This window comes from Microbacterium sp. P2_F9 (genome assembly GCF_056403635.1).
This window is the reverse complement of sequence record NZ_JBFUFC010000002.1, coordinates 33,899-49,957: the sequence shown is the minus strand read 5'-3', so window position 1 is coordinate 49,957 and position 16,059 is coordinate 33,899. Positions and strand designations below refer to the sequence as shown.

Annotated in this window: 13 protein-coding genes; 7 read left to right on the top strand and 6 right to left on the bottom strand. The window is 70.0% G+C overall.

Features of this window, described 5'->3' with window-relative positions:
- The 4 genes from AC1DVT_RS00545 to AC1DVT_RS00530 form a co-directional block, all read left to right on the top strand.
- Window positions 1-1,422, top strand: a 1,422-nt coding sequence (locus AC1DVT_RS00545; protein WP_477385607.1) for a radical SAM protein, incomplete at its 5' end; no start/stop codon positions are given.
- Complete coding sequence (locus tag AC1DVT_RS00540) at window positions 1,419-1,736, top strand: hypothetical protein (RefSeq protein ID WP_477385605.1); 318 nt, start codon at window positions 1,419-1,421, stop codon at window positions 1,734-1,736. The genes AC1DVT_RS00545 and AC1DVT_RS00540, both read left to right, overlap by 4 nt.
- Before the next feature lie 4 nt (window positions 1,737-1,740).
- Window positions 1,741-2,535: a prolipoprotein diacylglyceryl transferase gene (locus tag AC1DVT_RS00535; RefSeq protein ID WP_477385603.1), complete on the top strand. Its 795-nt coding sequence runs from the start codon at window positions 1,741-1,743 to the stop codon at window positions 2,533-2,535.
- Window positions 2,528-3,016, top strand: a complete 489-nt coding sequence (locus AC1DVT_RS00530; RefSeq protein ID WP_477385601.1) for a hypothetical protein — start codon at window positions 2,528-2,530, stop codon at window positions 3,014-3,016. Before AC1DVT_RS00535 ends, AC1DVT_RS00530 begins: the two co-directional genes overlap by 8 nt.
- Before the next feature lie 2 nt (window positions 3,017-3,018).
- Here AC1DVT_RS00530 and AC1DVT_RS00525 read toward each other — a convergent pair whose 3' ends face one another.
- From AC1DVT_RS00525 to AC1DVT_RS00505, 5 genes are all read right to left on the bottom strand, one after another.
- On the bottom strand, window positions 3,019-4,278 hold the full coding sequence (locus AC1DVT_RS00525; RefSeq protein ID WP_477385599.1) for a DUF6716 putative glycosyltransferase: 1,260 nt from the start codon (window positions 4,276-4,278) through the stop codon (window positions 3,019-3,021).
- A 4-nt stretch (window positions 4,279-4,282) separates the two neighbouring features.
- Window positions 4,283-5,155: an N-acetylneuraminate synthase family protein gene (locus AC1DVT_RS00520; protein ID WP_457100891.1), complete on the bottom strand. Its 873-nt coding sequence runs from the start codon at window positions 5,153-5,155 to the stop codon at window positions 4,283-4,285.
- Window positions 5,152-6,369: a cytidylyltransferase domain-containing protein gene (locus AC1DVT_RS00515; protein WP_477385597.1), complete on the bottom strand. Its 1,218-nt coding sequence runs from the start codon at window positions 6,367-6,369 to the stop codon at window positions 5,152-5,154. The genes AC1DVT_RS00520 and AC1DVT_RS00515 overlap by 4 nt, the downstream gene beginning before the upstream one ends.
- Window positions 6,366-7,256 (bottom strand): hypothetical protein, encoded by an 891-nt coding sequence (locus AC1DVT_RS00510; protein WP_477385595.1) that lies wholly within the window; start codon window positions 7,254-7,256, stop codon window positions 6,366-6,368. Before AC1DVT_RS00510 ends, AC1DVT_RS00515 begins: the two co-directional genes overlap by 4 nt.
- A gap of 231 nt (window positions 7,257-7,487) precedes the next feature.
- Window positions 7,488-8,462 carry a LacI family DNA-binding transcriptional regulator gene (locus tag AC1DVT_RS00505; protein WP_477385593.1) on the bottom strand — a complete coding sequence of 325 codons (975 nt, stop codon included), beginning with the start codon at window positions 8,460-8,462 and terminating at the stop codon, window positions 7,488-7,490.
- A 171-nt stretch (window positions 8,463-8,633) separates the two neighbouring features.
- Here AC1DVT_RS00505 and AC1DVT_RS00500 point away from each other — a divergent pair, with 171 nt between their 5' ends.
- Window positions 8,634-9,917, top strand: a complete 1,284-nt coding sequence (locus AC1DVT_RS00500) for an MFS transporter (protein ID WP_457100887.1) — start codon at window positions 8,634-8,636, stop codon at window positions 9,915-9,917.
- A gap of 113 nt (window positions 9,918-10,030) precedes the next feature.
- A complete protein-coding gene (locus AC1DVT_RS00495) occupies window positions 10,031-12,484 on the top strand; it encodes a beta-glucosidase (RefSeq protein ID WP_477385591.1) in 2,454 nt (817 codons plus the stop codon).
- A 27-nt stretch (window positions 12,485-12,511) separates the two neighbouring features.
- Here the strand turns inward: AC1DVT_RS00495 and AC1DVT_RS00490 are convergent, their stop codons facing one another.
- Complete coding sequence (locus AC1DVT_RS00490) at window positions 12,512-14,692, bottom strand: amylo-alpha-1,6-glucosidase (RefSeq protein WP_477385589.1); 2,181 nt, start codon at window positions 14,690-14,692, stop codon at window positions 12,512-12,514.
- A gap of 178 nt (window positions 14,693-14,870) precedes the next feature.
- Here AC1DVT_RS00490 and AC1DVT_RS00485 point away from each other — a divergent pair, with 178 nt between their 5' ends.
- Window positions 14,871-15,989, top strand: coding sequence for a glycosyltransferase family 4 protein (locus AC1DVT_RS00485; protein ID WP_477385587.1), 1,119 nt, complete (start codon window positions 14,871-14,873; stop codon window positions 15,987-15,989).
- Window positions 15,990-16,059: the final 70 nt, after the last annotated feature.

The window sequence follows — 16,059 nt, the reverse complement described above, 5'->3', positions numbered from 1 at the left end:
TGCCCCGACCACGGCATGGTGCGCACGATGTACGACGAGTCGGCCGAGATCCTCCGTTACCTCGAGGAGTGGACCGCGCCGACGAAGGTGCACGGCCCGGACATCGTCGGCAACTTCAAGCCGGTGCCCTCCGCGTACGAGGACGGGCTGCCGCAGATGCAGACCCAGCACACCTGCATCCTGCTCGAGGACCTCACCGACCACTGCAACCTGCGCTGCCCGACCTGCTTCGCGGAGTCGGGGCCTGCGGCGAGCGCGGTCGCGCCGCTCGCCGCGGTGCTCGCGTCAGTGGACGCGCGCCTGGCCAAGGAGAACAACCGCATCGACGTGCTGATGCTCTCCGGCGGCGAGCCGACCCTCTATCCGTGGCTCGAGCAGCTGCTTGAGCACCTCGTCGCGCGCCCGATCGTGCGCATTCTGATCAACTCGAACGGGCTGCGCATCGCCCAGGACGACGCCTTCGTCGAGACGCTGCGCAAGCACCGCGAGCGGGTCGAGATCTACCTGCAGTACGACGGCGAGAGCGCCGAGGCATCCGCTTTCCATCGCGGGGCCGACATCCGCCGCTTCAAGCAGCGCGCGATCGAGCGGCTCTCGGCCGCCGGCGTCTTCATGACCCTCACGATGACCGCGACGCTCGGCGTCAACGACGGCGAGATCGGCGCGGTCATCCGCCGCGCCATGGCCACCCCCTATGTCGGCGGCGTGACCGTCCAGCCCGTGTTCGGCTCAGGGCGATCGGCCGGCATCGACCCGAACAATCGGCTCACCCACACCGGCGTGCTCGCCCGGCTGGAAGGACAGACCGACGGCGAGGTCACCTGGCGCGACCTGACGGCGCTGCCCTGCAGCCATCCGCACTGCTGCTCGGTCGGCTACCTCCTGCGCGACGACTCCGGGGTGTGGCGATCGCTGACGAGCCTCATCGGCCACGACCAGCTCAAGGAGTTCCTCGACCTCGAACCCGACATGCTCGCGAACCGCATCGCCGACCACAAGATCTCGCAGGCCATGCGCGACGTCGTGAAGGGCTCGCTGCTGGATCTGCTCAGCGAGCAGTCGTCGCTGACGCATCCGTCGATGTCGACGATCTGGCGCGACATCTGCCAGAACTGCGACCTCGGCATCGGCACGCTCACGGCGCTCGCCACTTCGACGTTGCCGGGCCAGCACAAGCGCCTGCGCGCCATGCTCGGCGAACGCGTGATGCGGATCACGGTCAAGCCGTTCATGGACATCAACACGATGATCGAAGAGCGGCTCACCCAGTGCTGCGTGCACGTCGCGACCGTGAACGAGACGACCGATGCGCACCAGTGCGCCCCGTTCTGCGCCGTGCAGGCGTGGGCGCCGCTGTCGCGCACGCGACTGTCGACCGCGACCGGCGGCACCCGCCGCCAGCTCCCGGTGACCGTGTCATGACCGCCGCCGACTTCAGCGACCTCAACCGGTACGACGAGTCGGTCGGCGACCCCGCGCCGCCGTTCGATCCACTTCGGCTCTGCATCTACACGACGGTCGCGCTGATCGCGTTCCTGCTCGGCCCGATCGCGGTGCTCGGCTTCTCACTCCTCGCGATCGCCGGGTACGCGCGAGCGCTCCGCAACGGCCTGCTGCGCTCGCGCTGCAAGCTCGGCGACACCCGGCTGGTGCTGCTGTACCTCTCGGTCGTCGCGGTGTCTGCGGCCGTCGCGACTCCCTTCTGGGTCGCGTTCTGGATCGACTGGCTGGTCTGAGCCGATGTTCCCCACGCTGCAGGAGCTGTTCGGGTGGGGACCGCCCATCGACACCCACTCCGCGTTCGTCGCCCTCGGGATGATGGCGGCGGGTGTGGTGTTCCTGATCGAGAAGCGCCGCCGAGGGGTGACCGATCCGCGCATCCCGTACCTCGTGCTGGGTGCGCTGGCCGGCGCGGCGGTGGCGTCGCGCCTCGGCACGTGGGCGCAGCATCTCGATCCGACGAAGAACCTCAGCCTCGGCGAGCAGCTCGCCTTCGGCAACGCCTCGATGCTCAGCGCCCTCGTCGGGGCGTGGCTCGGCGTGCACGTCGCGAAGCGGATCGTGCGGTATCCCCTGCGCACCGGCGACCTGTTCGCGCCGGCGGTCGCGCTCGCGATGGCGATCGGACGATTCGGATGCTTCTTCACCGAGCACCCCGGAAGCCCCACGGGCGCCGGCTGGGGCATCGTCCTCGACGCCGAGACCGCGGCGCGGGTGGGTTCCCCGGCGGGGGTGCCGCTGTATCCGTCGTTCCTCTATGAGATCGCGTTCCACGCCGCCGCCTTCGCGGTGATCTGGTTCTGGCTGCGGCACCGGGACGTCGCGGCCGGCGAGATCCTCACCCTCTACATCGCCGCGTATGGGCTGTTCCGCTTCTTCGTGGAGTTCGTCCGCGGCAACGACATCGCCTGGATGGGCCTCACCAGACCACAGCTCTTCCTGCTCGTAACCATCCCGCTGCTGCTCGGCCGCATCGCGTTCAAAGCGCGCCGGGGAACGCTGCTCCGAAACGAAAGGATCCCCGCACGTGGATAAGACGCCTGAGAACGAGCCGGAGGATCCGACGCCACCAGACGGCGAGACGGATGCCGCGACCCCGGMCGCGGAGCCCTCTGGGGAGGCGGCACCACCGCCACCCGCGCCGCCGTACGAGGCCTGGGCGCCACCGACGCCGCCCGGCCAGGCCCCACCCACCCAGGGCTATGCGGGCTACGGTGCCGTGCCGCCCATCGACGCGCCCCCGGAGAAGCGCCCGAGTGTCGGAGCGGGCATCGGCATCGGCTTCGTCCTGCAGCTCGTCGGAGTGGTGCTGTTCCTGCTGACGCTCTTCGTGATCCCGTACCCGGTGCTGATGCTGTGGCCGTTCATCCTGATCACGGTGGGCTTCGCGGCGCTGCTCTTCTCGCGCAAGTGGCGGCGCTTCGCCACCGGCGTGCTGATCGTCGCCGCCGCGATGTGGATCGTCGTGATCGGGCCCTGCTACGGCATCCTGCTCGTGCCGGGCATGATCGCCTAGCGCTATCCCGCGGGCTGCACCTTCGGCTTCGCGATCTTCGCCAGTCGGTGCGCCCATCGCACGGCGAAGCGCACAGGGATCCCGACCGCGACCACCGCGAGGCCGGCCGCCGAGCGGTCCTTGCGGCCCAGGGCGACCTTGCGCTCCCACGTGTCGCGCGCCGCTCCCCCGCGGCGATCCCGCGGCGGCTTCGGGGGCAGCTCCCCCGCCCTTCGACGGGCGACGAGCTCCTCGATGCGAATCACCCAGTCATCGGCAGCCGCGTCGTGGAAGTAGTTGTCGGCGCGCCACGCAGCCGCGGGGTGCCGGAAGTCCCGGGCGATGACCGCGCTCTCGGAGGCGAGCAGCCCGCTGCCGAGGAACACCGTGTTGATCAGTTTGTCGGTCACCCCGAAGCTGTCCAGGGCGATGACCGGTATGCCGCGGGCGATCGCCTCGATGGCGGCCGTGGAACTGACGGTCACGAGCCCCTCCGCCGTGTCCAGCGCTCGGCTCATTGCGACGGTGGAGACCACGAGGTTGGGCGGCAGGGGCGCCAGCCTGGCGAGCAGATCAGGGATGCCGATGCGCTGCCGGTGGGTCTGATGCTCGCCCTTGACGGCGCGCTCCTTCACCACGACGCGACGACTCGGGTCGGCCTCGGCCGCCGCCACGAGCAGCTTCGCCACCCGCATCCGCTCGGGCCGTTCCTGCGGCACGAGCGCCTGCGAGGCGAAGACCAGGTCGGTGGCCCCCGCCGCCGGTCCCGCCGCTGCGGCGTGCGCGGCGAACGGCAGCTGCGCGAGCGCGAAGTTCTGCGCGAGGCCCCGGTATGCGGCGAGCTCCGCGAATTCTCTGACCTCCCGGGTGGAGTGGAGGACGAACAAGTCGCTCTGCGTCCGGTGGATGAGCGCCGCGGTCGTCGCGGGGATCGAGATCCCCGGCAGCCCCGACACGATGACGGGGCGCGGGGTCAGCTCCGCGACGAGGCGGATGAGCACCCGCGCCACCGGTCCGCGCGCCGCGACCAGCACGACATCCGGCCGCAGCGCCGCCAGCTGCTTCGCCAGGCGGTCGAAGTCGACGCGACGCACGGAGTCCCGGCTTAGACCGCTGCGGGCGAGCGCGGTCTCCTGCTGAGCCGGACTGACCGCGAGTGCGGTCTCCACGATCAGCAGGTCGGCAGTGGAGCCGTCCGGAAGGCGGCCCAGCAGGGCCGCCGCCCACTTGACGTACGAGTCGGTGTCGGCCAGGCCGACCACGCGCAGACCTCCAGGCGTCACGCTGTCACACCGTGACGCGGCGCAGCTTCGCCATCGGCGCGAGCTCGCCGGGGAACACGCGCTTCACGCCATCGCCGAGCGCCGTCTCGACGATGCGGATGTCGCGGACCAGATGCCGCAGCCCGGTCGGCTCGAGCGACGCCGCGTGGTCCGAACCCCACATCGTGCGGTCGAGCGTGATGTGCCGCTCGACCGCGACCGCGCCGAGCGCGACGGCGGCGAGGGAGATCTGGATGCCGCGCTCATGGCCCGAGTAGCCCACGGGCACGCCCGGGTAGCGGTCGCGAAGGACCGGGATGACTCGCAGGTTCGCCTCTTCGGGCTCCATCGGGTACGTGGACGTGGCGTGCATGAGCACGAGCCGATCCGTGCCGAGGGTGTCGATMGCGGCATCGATCTCTGCCGGGGTGGACATGCCGGTGGAGAGGATGACGGGCTTGCCGGTGTCGCGCAGAGCCTCGAGCAGCGCGCGATCGGTGAGGCACGCGGAAGCGACCTTGTGCGCGGCGACCTGCAGGTCTTCGAGGAACTCGACGCTCGGAACATCCCACGGGGAGGCGAACCAGTCGACCCCGCGCAGCAGCGCGTGATCGGCGATCGCAATGTACTCGTCGCGGCCGAACTCGACCCGGTGGCGGTATTCGAGGTAGGTCATCGTTCCCCACGGCGTCTCGCGCGGCATCCCGCGCATGTGCTCCGGAGTGGAGATCTCCGGTGTGCGCTTCTGGAACTTGACCGCGTCGGCCCCGGCATCCGCGGCGACGTCGATGAGCTGCTTGGCGATCTCGACGTCGCCGTTGTGGTTGAGGCCGATCTCGGCGATGACATAGGTGGGGCGTCCGCCGCCTACCACTCGGGATCCGATCGTCACGGTCATTTCTGGCTTCCTTCGGTCTGGTCGGGAACGGCGTGCGGGTCGATGGTCTGCGGCGGCTTCTCGCGCGCACGGAGCACGAGCTCCGCGAGGTCGCGCACGGCGCCCTTGCCGCCGGGACGCGGCACGACGACGCGCGCAGCGGCGAGCACGAGTGGGTGCGCATCGGGCACCGCCACCGGCCAGCCGACCGCGTCGAGGCACGCCAGGTCGTTGACGTCATTGCCGAGGTAGGCGACGCGCGCGAGCGGGATGCCCTGGGTCGACGCCCACGAGCGCAGCGCGGTGAGCTTGTCCTCGACGCCCTGCCGCACCTCCACCCGCAGCTTGTTCGCACGCGCCGTGACGACCGGGTGGGTCTCGGTGGAGAGGATGAGCACCGGGATGCCGGCGCGCCGGAGCCGCGCGACGCCCATCCCGTCGGTGCGACTGACCCGGACGGTCTCATGGCCCTCGGCGTCGATCACCGCAGTGTCGTCGGTGTGCACGCCGTCGAAGTCGGTGACGACGGCGTCGACATCGATCGCGCCTGCATCGTCACGCCACAGCGGCGCGATCGCCTGTGCGACCTGCAGCTGCTCCTCGGAGTCGATCTCGATCGCGCCGTTCTCGGCGACCTCGACGTATCCCGTCTGTCCGAAGAACCGGTGCTTCGCGGTGCGGAAGCCCGCGGCATCCATCACGTAGAAAGCACCGGTTTCAAGGAAGTGCGGCTCGCGGTCCTGACGACGTGGGCGGGTGCCCGGATCGTGGTTGATGCCCTGTGCGGCACCGGATGCGTCCCGGCTCCACAGGAACCCGTACGTCTCCACCGCGGAGAACGCACTGTCGAAGGTGCCGTCGCGCACGATGGCGACCCCCCGGTCCAGGTCCGCCGACGAGACGAAGGGCGATGTCGCCTGAATGAACACGACCACGCCGACATCGATCGACTGGTCGTGCAGCGTCTCGAGCGCGTGGAGCAGCGCGGATTCGCTCGATGCCGTATCGCCGGCGAGGGCGGCAGGGCGGGCGATGACCGAGGCCCCCCACTCGTTCGCCGTCGCGGCGATCTCGTCGTCGTCGGTGGAGACCACGACGAGATCGATGCTCTCGGCTGCCTGCGCCGCAACGATGGCCCGCGCCACGAGCGGCACGCCGCCGACGCGACGGAGGTTCTTGCGCGGCACGCCCTTCGAGCCCCCGCGGGCCGGAATGATCGCGACGACGAGACTCATCGAGCCACCCGGACCTTCGCCCCGATGCCTTGAAGCACGAGCGGCAGCGTCGTGGTGGTGCTGGAAGGCAGCGTGATGATCTCGATCGGCTGGGTCGCCCCGGCGAGCACGAGTTCGACCGGAAGCTTCAGCTGCCGCACCGTCACGCCCGGAATCTTCCGCACGGCGTCGAGCAGCGCCGCGGGTTCGCGACGGTGCGGGAGGTAGGTGAGCGGGGCGACGGATGCCTCGACCTCGACCCAGGCGAGATACTCGCGCAGCGGCATCCGTCCGTCCACCGAGCGGGCACTGCCGAGCATGACCCGGCCGCTGGGTGCGTCGAAGGGGCGCGCGGTGCGCCGCGTCCACTCGAAGCGGTGGCGCTCGACGCGGACGCCGAGGTCGGCGAGGCCGCTGGAGCGCTCCGCGCCGAAGTCGAAGGCCGTGAAGAAGGACACCTGGCCGGCGAGCGCACGACCGAGGATCTGGTCGCGGGCGAACGGTGCCACGCGCGTGGTCAGTCCGCGCTCCGCGACGCCGGGACGGGCGTACGGCTCGATGCCGAGCAGCGCCCCGGCGAACGCCGTGGCGTTGGCCCCGTCGTCGAGGAAGGTGATGCGGCGCGGGCGGAGGACCGTCGCGGCGAGCCGGAACTGACCGGAGAACCCATCGCCCACCAGCCAGTGGTGGTGCGTGGATAGGAGCTTCCAGGGGATGCCGAGATATGGCTCAGTCGCGCCGAAGGACGCACCACGCGCAATGAGCTCGTCCGCGGTCTCGGACATCTGCGCCGTGAGACGACCGGCGATGGGCACCGTGCGATCGTGGGCGGCGGCCCACTCGGCCGCGCCGAGCAGCTGCAGAGGGGATTCCACCCAGGCGACGGCGGGTGCAGCTGCTCGTTCCACGTCGCCTCCGTTTCACGATGTTCAGGCCAGATCCACGATGCGTGGCACGGCTGAACAGGAACGGTCGGAACGCTGAATCGATCCCGACCCCTGGGCAAACCTCCGGTAGACGGATCGCGACGGCGATCCGACGGAAATCCACGCTAAAGCGGTGCGGGAACCTTGCCCACGGGGTTGACAACGTCCCAAATGCCCCTCCGCGCAGAAGCGCTTAGGCGCTCGATCCCGCGCTCAGAGCCCCACCGTCGATGCGCGGGCGATGAGGCGCAGCGCGTCGCCCGGCTCCGCGTCTTCGGGCAGCGGGGTCGTCGCTGACCGCCCTCGCGGCAGCGCGGCGAGCAGATCCCGCACCATCACGCGCGCGAAGTGCTCGGGCGACAGCTTCACCGACGAGAGGGGGGGATCGCTGACCTGGGCAGTCGGGATGTCGTCGACGCCGATGACGGCGAGGTCGTCGGGGCAGCGCAGCCCGGCGCGGCGGATGCCGTGCAGCACGCGCATCGCGACCTCGTCGTTGTACGCGGCCACGGCGGTGATCCCCGCCCCGTGCCAGCGGCGGACGATCGATTCGGCATCCGATCCGTCCACGGCGAAACCATCGACGGCGATCGTGGCACCGCGCCGGGCGGCCGCCTCGGCGACTCCCGTCCGCCGTGTCGCGAYGAACGAGTCGAGTCCGGGCTCGTGCGTGCTCGCGAAGGCGATGCGGCGATGCCCCAGCTCCCAGAGGTGCTCGATCTGCTTCTCGCCCGTGGCTTCGTTGACCTGAGCGAAGCCTCCGCCGCCCGTGACGACCGTCACGCCCATGGCATCGAGCCCCGACCGCTCCTCGGGTGTCAGCGCACGCATGACGGCTATCGTGCTCGCTCCCGTCGCACGCGCGATATCGGCGAGCGGAGGGGCGTGCTCGACGTCGAAGGCCACCGACATCAGAAGATCGCGGGCACCGAGCTCCTGCGTGAGGTGCGAAGCGAGCGCCGTGACCTGATCGGAGGAGCGGATAGCCGGGATGAGCAGGAGGATGCCCCCTGCCCCGCCGGCGAGCTGACGTGCCGCGAGATTCGGCCGGTACTCGAGCTCCTCCGCAGCGCGCTGCACAGCCTCCTGGGTCGCAAGCGGGATGCCGTGTCCGGGCTTGTGGTTGAGCACATAGCTCACCGTTGCCCGTGACACTTTCGCACGTCGCGCAACGTCCGCGCTCGTCACGCGCACTTTGCTTGGCCCGTCCGTCACGATCACCCTTCCATTCCGCCCGCGAATCCGAGGCCTTTCGCGGATTTGCATCGCGCCGACCACAAGCGTAGGTTACAACTTACCCGCGTCACTTACGCGCGTAATGGCAAAGTTGCTATCGAAAGGACGCAGATGTCTGCCCCCGTGACCACCGAATCAGCCCACCCGCTGGATGCACCCCCCAGTGACGCCCCTCTGCGCGGGAAGGTCGGCAACGGACGCCTCATCGCGGCGTTCGCGATCGCCGCGCTCGCATGGGCTGTGCCGTTCATCGGCAGCATCGTGGTGCTCCTGCCCGCGAAGCTGTCGGAGCTGGATGCCCTGGCTCAGCCCGTCAACCTCGGCATCGTCTCGATCGTCGGATCGATCGTCGCGCTGCTGTCGAACGTCATCTTCGGCGCGCTCTCCGACCGCAGCCGCACCCGGATCGGCGGACGCACCGGCTGGATCATCGCCGGTGGTGTCGGCATGAGCCTCGCCGTGCTCGGCCTGTCGGCCACCAGCACCTTCGCGATGTTCCTGCTCGTCTGGTGCATCATGCAGATGTTCCTCAACATGTACCTCGCGCCGATGACCGCCGTCATCGCCGACCGCGTGGCACCGAAGCGCCAGGGCCTCATCTCGGGCGTCCTCGGCGCCAGCACTGCCCTCGCCCAGTCCGTCGGAGCGATCATCGGCGGCAGCTTCGTCACGAACCCCGACGCGGGCTTCGTGATCTTCGCGATCTTCCCGGTGGTCTTCGCTACGGCGTTCGTCCTGCTGGCACCCGACACCTCGAACCTCGACATCCCCAAGCCGAAGCTCACCGCGCGCGTCTTCTTCGAGGCGTTCTCGTTCCCCACGAAGGGTGTACGCGACTACTACTGGGCGTTCGCCGGCCGCTTCCTCCTCGTGCTCGGCTACTTCATGGTGTCGCTGTTCCAGCTCAACATCCTCGTGTCGTACCTCGGTCTCGAGGCATCGGGCGCTGGTGCACTCATCCAGCTTTCGGGCCTGATCGGCCTCGCGACGGGTGTCGTGACCGGCCTGGTCGTCGGGCCGATCTCGGACCGCCTCGGCAAGCGCAAGCCCATGGTCATCCTCGCGACGATCCTCGTCGGGATCGGCCTCGTGTTCCCCATGCTCGCCCCCACGGCGGTGTCGATGATCATCTTCTGGACGATCGCAGGCCTCGGCATGGGCGCCTACTGGGCGGTCGATGTCGCGCTCGTCGTGCAGCTGCTGCCCAACAAGGCGACGCAGGCCAAGGATCTCGGCATCCTGAATCTCGCCAACACGGGCGGGCAGATCGTCGCACCGGCTGTCTCGGCGATCATCGTCGCGACCTCGGCGCAGGGCGGAAACAGCTACCAGACGATCTTCATCGTCGCGCTCGTCTTCGTCGTCGCCGCCGCCGCGTGCATCCTGCCGATCAAGAGCGCCAAGTAGTCCGCTCGAAGAAGGCCGCTGCCTAAATCGAACGGGGTGTCTGCGCGAGCAGCGAGGACACCCCGTTCGACACCGAGCCACACCAATCGATCACACCGAAGGACAGATTCATCATGGATCGCATCGACATCCCCGCCACCGGCACCCCCGACGAGCGCGCGACACTGCTCGCCGCGCAGCTGACGGTCGAAGAGAAGGCCCAGCAGCTCGTCGGCATCATGCCGTTCGGCCTGGTCGGCCCGCAGGGCCTCGTGCCCGCGGCCGTCGAGCAGGCGCTCGGCGGCGGCATCGGCCAGGTCTCCGGCATCGGCATGTTCGGCTCGCAGAGCGCGCCGCAGGTCGCCGCGTCGGTCAACGCGCTGCAGCGATATCTCGTCGAGAACACCCGCGCGGGCATCCCGGCCATCTTCCACAACGAGGCCCTGAACGGCGTCGTCGCCCCCGGCTTCACGTCGTTCCCCACCGCGATCGCGCTGGCAGCGACCTGGAACCCCGACGCCGTCGAGGAGATGGCCGAGCTCATCCGTGAGCAGATGCGCACCGTCGGTCTGACGCAGGCGCTCTCGCCGGTGCTCGACGTCGCGCGCGATGCCCGCTGGGGCCGGGTGCACGAGACCTACGGTGAAGACCCCTACCTCGCCTCGGCCTTCGGCGTCGCCTTCATCCGCGGCCTGCAGGGCGACGACCTCGGCACCGGCGTGATCGCGACGGCCAAGCACTTCCTCGGCTACGCCGTGACCGAGGCGGGCCAGAACATGGCCGCCACCGCGGTCACCCGCCGCGAACTCCGCGAGGTGTACGCCCGCCCGTTCGAGGCGGCGATCCGCCTGGCGAACCTCGCCTCGGTCATGAACTCGTACTCGACCATCGACGGCGTCCCAGTCGCAGCCTCCCCCGCGATCCTGCGCGGACTGCTGCGCGACGAGCTGGGCTTCACCGGCACCGTCGTCTCCGACTACATGACCACCCAGATGCTCGTGGAGCGCAACGAGGTCGCCGAAGACAAGGTCGAGGCCGCGGCGCTCGCCCTGGCCGCGGGCCTGGACGTCGAGCTGCCCAACCCGTACGCCTACGGGCCGGTCTTGGCCGGTGCCGTCCGCGACGGTCGCATCCCCGAGTCCGCGGTCGACGAGGCCGTGCATCGCGTGCTGCGCGACAAATTCGCGCTCGGCCTGTTCGAGCACCCGTACGCGAGCGAAGATCCGATCGAGATCAACGAGGTGGCCGGACGCGGGGGCGAGCTCGCCGTCAGCCTCGCGAACCAGTCGGTCACCCTGCTCAAGAACGACGACCACGTGCTGCCGCTCGCGGCGTCGACACGCAAGATCGCGGTGCTCGGCCCGCACGCCGAGTCGGCCTACACGGCCTTCGCCGCGTACACGCAGCCGGCCGGCATCGAGCTGATGAAGGTCATGATGTCCGGCGGCATGGGCAACATGGCGGGCCTCGACGACACCCCGACCGACCTGCCCGAAGAGGTCGCCGCCGAGGCGGCCGAGGCCATGGCGGCGTTCATGTCGATCGACCTGGAGCAGGTCGTGCGCGGCGCCTATGGCGCCCAGTCGCTCACCGACGCGCTCCGCGACGCGCTCCCCGCGGCCGAGATCGCCTCCGTCGTCACCCCGCTCCGCGAGGAGGAGTGGGACTCTGCGGAGGCCCTGCGCGCCGCCGCGGACGCCGACGTCGTCATCCTCGCGCTCGGCGGACGGTCCTCGTGGCTGGCCGGCGCTGTCGGCGGCACCGAAGGAGAAGGCGTGGACTCGGCAGACATCGACCTGCCCGCGATCCAGGTGCGCCTGGCACAGGAGGCCGCTCGACTCGGCAAGCCCGTCATCGCGGTCGTGCAGATGGGACGCCCCTACGCGCTGAGCTCGATCGAGGATTCGGTCTCCGCGATCGTGACCGCCTACTTCGGCGGTGGCGAGCAGGGCCGGGCCGTGGCATCCGTCCTCACCGGCGCAGCCAACCCCGGCGGAAAGCTGCCCTTCACGATCCCGCGCACGTCGGGGCAGGTGCCGATCCACAGCGGTCAGCACCTCGGCTCGGGCTACCGCCGCAGCGAGACCGACATGCACAAGGGCTACCAGGACCACCCCGCCACGCCCCTGTACGCGTTCGGGCACGGCCTGTCGTACACGACCTTCGAGTACGGCACGATCGAGCTGGCGGATGCCGCGGTCACGACATCCGGCACCGTTACGGCGACGATCTCGGTCACCAACACCGGCGAAGTGGACGGCGAAGAGGTCGTGCAGGCCTATGTCGCCGATCGCGCCCGTGGCGTGACGCGCCCGGCTCAGCAGCTCGTCGGCTTCGCGCGCGTCGCACTCGCCGCGGGCGAGTCGAAGCGGGTCACGGTCGAATTCGACCTGAGCCAGCTGGCCTACATCGGCCTCGAGGACGACGGGTTCATCTTCGAGCCCGGCGCGATCGAGGTGGCGTTCGGGGCGGCGTCCGACGACCTGCGCGCGTCCGCGCGCGTCGAGGTCAACGGCCCGACCGTGCACGTCGGCGGCGAGCGCAGCTTCCTCGCGCGCGTAGACGTGGCGCAGCCCGTCTTCGCCTGATCGTCAATCGCTGATCGGCAGCGCCGGTCACTCCTTCGGGGTGGCCGGCGCTCCGGGCAACCCGGTGAGCTCGGCATGGTCGGAGTCTGCGGTGATGTCGAGGCGCGCGGGCCCCGCCGGCAGGCGTTCGATGCGCACGGAGCCGATGATCGCCGGAGTCGGCTCCACCCGGGCGACACCGCGCGGGAGGTCGAGCTCGAGCCCTACGGCGATCCGGACCAGCTCGAACGGCGTCGCGGCGGCCCACGCCTGGGGTGAGCACGAGGCGGGATAGCTCACCGGCACGGGCTTCTCGTCGCGGCTGAATCCGCAGAAAAGCTCGGGAAGCCGGCCCCCGTGGGCCTCGAGAGCATCCAGCAGCCCCTCGATGACGGTCGCTGCGGCATCCCGCCGTCCGTATGCCGCCATGCCGGCCGCGGCGATCACCGTGTCGTGCGGCCAGACCGACCCATTGTGGTAGCTCACCGGGTTGTAGGCACCCGACTGCGCCGAGAGGGTGCGGATTCCGAAGCCGGTGAACATGTCCGGGGCGACGAGCCGGTCGATCACGGCGTCGGCGCGGTGCGGCGGCACGATGCCGCTCCACAGGCAATGGCCGATGTTCGATGTGACGGAGTCGACCTGCCGCTTGTCGGCATCGAGCGCGAGCGCATAGGTGTTCTCCGCCGGCATCCAGAACGCCTCGTCGAACCGCGTGCGCAGCGCTTCCGCCCGCTCGTCCCAGGCACGGGCTGCGACCTCGTCGCCCCACGCTCTCAGGAGGTCGGCTCCCCCGCGCATCGCCGCGTAGCTGTAACCCTGCACCTCCGCGAGGGCGATCGGCGGCCGCGCGGTCGTCCCGCGGTGGAAGGTGACGCCATCGGAGCTGTCCTTCCAGCCCTGATTGAGCAGTCCCCGATCGCTCGAGCGGAGATACTCGACAAACCCATCGCCGTCTCGGTCGCCGTACCGGATGATCCATTCGAGGGCCAGTTCGACGGCGGGCCGGAATTCCGCCAAGTCCTCGGCCGGGATGCCCCAGCGCAAGGCGCGGCCCACGAGCATCACGAACAGCGGGGTCGAGTCGATGGAGCCGTAGTACACGTTCGTCCCGCCCAGGACGAGCGAGAGATCTGCGCCCAGGCGCACCTCATGCAGGATCCGCCCTGGCTGCTCCTCGCTCCGCGGGTCCAGCCGCGTTCCCTGAAGACGGGCGAGAGTTCGCAGTGTGCCCAGGGTGAGCCGCGGTGCGAACGGAAGCATCATCCAGCCGGTCAGGAGCGAGTCGCGGCCGAAAAGAGCCATGAACCACGGCGCGCCGGCGGCCACGACGTCGTCTTCGGGATGCTCGGGGTCCTGGATGCGCAACGCTCCCAGGTCGCGCTCGCTGGTGCGCAGGGCCTCCGCGAGCACGCGGTTGGAGGTGACGGTGTCCGGCACCTCGTCGCGCCAGTCCCGCATCCGCTGCGCCGGTGCGGTCTCGGCGAATGGCCGGTCGGCGGGGTAGAGGAACTCGAGGTCGATCCCCTGAGCGCTGGGCACCGCCTCGATGGTCGTGCGCCACTCGTCGCGCGCGGGAACGACGACGCGGAAGGTGAGGGTGTTCGGACTGGACAGTGCTCCCGGAGCGGAGATCCGGATGCCGCGCTGCGCGCCCGGCCGGTCGAGCCAGTAGACGAGGTCCCCACCGACGTGACGATGACCCACCGGCGGCACGTGCGCGAGCCGGTGCTCTTTGACCAGGAAGAGGTCGGCGAAGTCGGCGTCCGCGGTCAGCGTCAGATCGACGCCCGCTGGTTCGGAGCCGTAGTTGCGCAGGCGGATGTCCTCGCGCATGCCCTGTCCGACCATGCGGTGCCGTTCGACGATGACCGTACCCTCGGCATGACCGGCGCGAGGCGCCGCTCGGCCGACGAACACCGATTCGTAGGGCTCCGCGGCGACCACGCCGAGGGGCTCGATCGGCATCCCGTCCAGACGCAGCTGCCAGCGCGACACGACCCGCGTGTCCTGCACGAAGAGGCCGTCCGGGCGCAGCGGGTCGATGTCGCCGTCGTGGCYCGACACGCAGAATGTCGAGCCTTCGACGAGGGTCACACTCGACTGGACGAGCAGGACCCGGTCGACTCCATCCGGTCGGGGTTCTCGCGGCCCGGTGGCGGAGTGCCCGTCGGGCCCACCAGCCGTGTCGTCGTTCGAGGGAACTGGCACGGTTACGTTCAGTGTCACGCGGGATCCTCTCGGATTGCGAAACATCGATCCTACGCTTCACCGGCCGGCGGGTAAACGCCCCCCGTGAAAACGAGTGCTCACCAGGTTCCTCCCCTACCATCCGGAGAGTGCGATCCCGGTCCGTCCGGACCGCACCGGTCACTGCCACGACCTCGATCCACAAGGAGGCGCCCCCATGTCCACTGCCGCCGTCGCCCCTGCGGACCGCCCGACGCAGCGCGCGGAGGTCGCGCTACGGATCGGCATGATCGCTCCGCCCTGGTTCGCGATTCCGCCCGAGGGCTATGGCGGCACCGAGGCCGTCGTCGCGAGTCTCGTCGACCAGCTCGTCGAGCGCGGACACGAGGTGACCCTCGTCGCCGCGGGTCCGGCGGCCACCCGGGCGACTCGGCACATCACGACCTACCCCGAGCCTCCCTCCGATCAGCTCGGGTCGTCCCCGATGCCCGAGGTCATCCACGTCGCCATGGCGGCCGAGGCGCTCGAGGGACTCGACCTCGATCTGGTGCACGACCACTCCCTCGCCGGCCCGCTGCTCGCGCGCGGCCGCGACATCCCGACCCTGGCGACCATCCACGGCCCGTCCTTGGGCGAGAACGGCGATTACTTCACGCGCCTCGGGCGCACCCTCGACCTCGTCTCGATCTCGCGGGCTCAGCGCAACGATGCGCCGCACCTGAACTGGGCGGGCACGGTGTACAACGCGATCGACCTGAGCACCTTCCCGTTCCGCGAGTCGAAGGACCGCGACGTCCTCTGGGTCGGGCGCTTCTCCCCGGAGAAAGGGGCGCACGTCGCGATCCAGGCGGCACGGCGCGCGGGTCGCCGCATCGTCCTCGCCGGCAAGCTCAACGAGCCGGCCGAGCAGGAGTATTTCGACAGCGAGGTGCGTCCTCTCCTGGGGCCCGACGCGGAATACGTCGGAGAGGCGGATGCCGCACTGAAGCGCGAGCTCTACGCGAAGTCGTCGTGTCTGGTGTTCCCGATCTCCTGGGACGAGCCGTTCGGCATGGTCATGGTCGAGGCGATGGCCTGCGGCACGCCCGTCGTCGCGACCCGGCGCGGATCAGTCCCTGAGGTCATCGACGATGGCCGAACCGGGATCATCGTCGACGACGTCGACGACCTTCCCGCGGCGATCGCGCGCACCGACGAGATCGACCCGTACGCGTGCCGCGAGCGGGTCGCGGCGCACTTCGACCTTCCGGTGATGGGTGCCGGGTACGAGCGGGTGTATCAGCGCGTGCTGAACCGCAGCCGTCGGACCCGGAGCGCCGCGCAGGCTGTGGCATAGCGTCCGCCCGCGCGGGGTCGTCGGCCACGCGGCTGTGAGACGATGGCGCTCGGCATCCGCTCCACGGTGC